Annotated in this window: 1 protein-coding gene, 1 tRNA gene and 1 pseudogene; 1 reads left to right on the top strand and 2 read right to left on the bottom strand. The window is 68.6% G+C overall.

Translation table 11 applies throughout. The features are described from left to right. The first annotated feature begins 22 nt into the window (after window positions 1-22). Window positions 23-95, top strand: a tRNA-Arg gene (locus VGR06_RS22850). 61 nt (window positions 96-156) lie between these two features. Here the strand turns inward: VGR06_RS22850 and VGR06_RS22845 are convergent. Beyond that, window positions 157-1,344 (bottom strand): IS481 family transposase, encoded by a 1,188-nt coding sequence (locus VGR06_RS22845; RefSeq protein WP_327561146.1) that lies wholly within the window; start codon window positions 1,342-1,344, stop codon window positions 157-159. A 203-nt stretch (window positions 1,345-1,547) separates the two neighbouring features. After that, a pseudogene (locus VGR06_RS22840) lies at window positions 1,548-1,808 on the bottom strand (hypothetical protein); the annotation flags it as partial.

Genomic DNA, 1,808 nt, shown 5'->3' with positions numbered 1-1,808 from the left:
TGGCGACAGCGCCAGCCGCCGAGCGCCCGTAGCTCAGTGGATAGAGCGACGGACTTCTAATCCGAAGGTCGCAGGTTCGAATCCTGCCGGGCGCACTGTGTGATCTCTCAAGACATCGGCGACAGGCGAACCCACGGTTTGTGGGTTCGCCTGTTGTTATTTGCGGGTGGGTCCTGGGGGTCGGCCGGTGGGCTGATAGTCGCGGGTGGGGTCGAGGGTCAGCTCGCGCAATAGTTCGCCGGTGGCGGCGTTGACGACCCTGATGTCGAGGTCCTGGACGAGCAAGAGGACGTGGGTTCGGGCGTGGGTTCGCCCGATGCCGATGTGGTGCAGCCGGCCAGCGTGGCGGAGGGTGACCACCCCGGTGGTGTCGATGCGGTCGCGGCGGACCCGGTCGTGGGTGTCGGCGTCCCGGCTGGCCGCCGGGGTGGCCTTCGGCCGCGCGGCGTAGGCGGTCGCCGGGGTGGCCCGCTGCGGCAGGGACCGGTGCGGGCGCCGGTGGTTGTAGGCGTCTGCGAACGCGTCGAGCAGGATCTGCAGCTGGCCGATCGTGGTGGGCTGGACGGGTTGGGCGGCCAGCCACTTCTTCATGGTCTGCTGGAACCGCTCGGCTTTGCCGCAGGTGGTGGGGTGGTTGGGGCGGGAGTTCTTCTGCACCACGCCCAGGCGCCGCAGCTGGGCCTCGAACGCGTTGCGGCCGCCGCGGCCGCCGGAGTAGCGGGTCGTGTAGACCATCGCATTGTCCGTCAGCGTGGACGCGGGGATGCCGTGCTGAGCTGCGGTTTCGGCGAACGTGTCGGCCACGATCGGCCCGGTCACCCGCCGATGGGCGGTCACCGACAGGGCGTAGCGGGCGTGGTCATCCAGCCAGGACAGGATCTCCGCGTCGGTGCCGTCGGCCAGCCAGTAATGGGTGACGTCGGACTGCCAGCACTCGTTCGGCAGGTCCGCAGCGAAGCGGATGTAGGACGACCGAGGTCGTTTCTTCGGCGCCGCGACGACCAGCCCGGCCCGGGTCAGGCAGCGGGCCACCGTGGCCGGCGACACGGTGACGCCGTGGTGGTGGGCCAGATGCCAGCAGATAGTGTCCGGCCCGGCGTCCAGCCCGGACTCGGCTAACTCCTTGCGCAACCGGATGATCAACTCGATGGTGGAGGCCGGAGTCGCCGCAGGCGAGAGCTTCGGCCGCCGCGGCCGCGGCCAGAGCGCGGCCTCCCCCTCGGCTCGGTAGCGGGCCCTCAGCTTGTACACCCACGACCGGTGCACACCGTAGCGGCGGGCCACCTCCGCGGGCGTCTGACGATCAACGAACAGGGCAGTCAGAACCAGGCGCGCCTTCGACATGCCCGAGCATCACGGCCCACCCTGACTGTCGCCGATGTCTTGAGAGATGTGTCGCCCATGTCTTGAGAGATGTGTCGCCGATGTCTTGAGGGACCACACTGCCGGGGGCACCCAGGTCAGAGAGGGTTCAGTCCGCGGGATCATCGCTCCGGGCAGGGTCTTGGACGATTAGCGGGCTATTAGGCGACCCAGTAGTCCTCTGCCTAGCCTTCGTCCCGATCGTTTTCGTTCCCGGTTGCCGTCTCCGCTGCCGCACTGATCGTCTGGCCCTCGCGCTGGATCAGCCGATCCATGTCCCGGGCGATCTGGCGGTCACGTTCCCGGGTGGCGTGCTGGTAGATCAACGCTGCCCGCTCGCTCGCGTGGCCCATCCTGTGCATCAGCTCGCGGGTGCTCGCCCCGGCGCGGGACGCGAGATGGTCTCCGGTATGCCGTAGATCATGGAAGTGGAATCGCTCGGGTAG

Source organism: Actinophytocola sp. (genome assembly GCF_036002505.1).
Classification (GTDB): domain Bacteria; phylum Actinomycetota; class Actinomycetes; order Mycobacteriales; family Pseudonocardiaceae; genus DASYTH01.
Note: the sequence above shows the minus strand (reverse complement) of the source record. Positions and strands in the feature narration are given on the sequence as shown.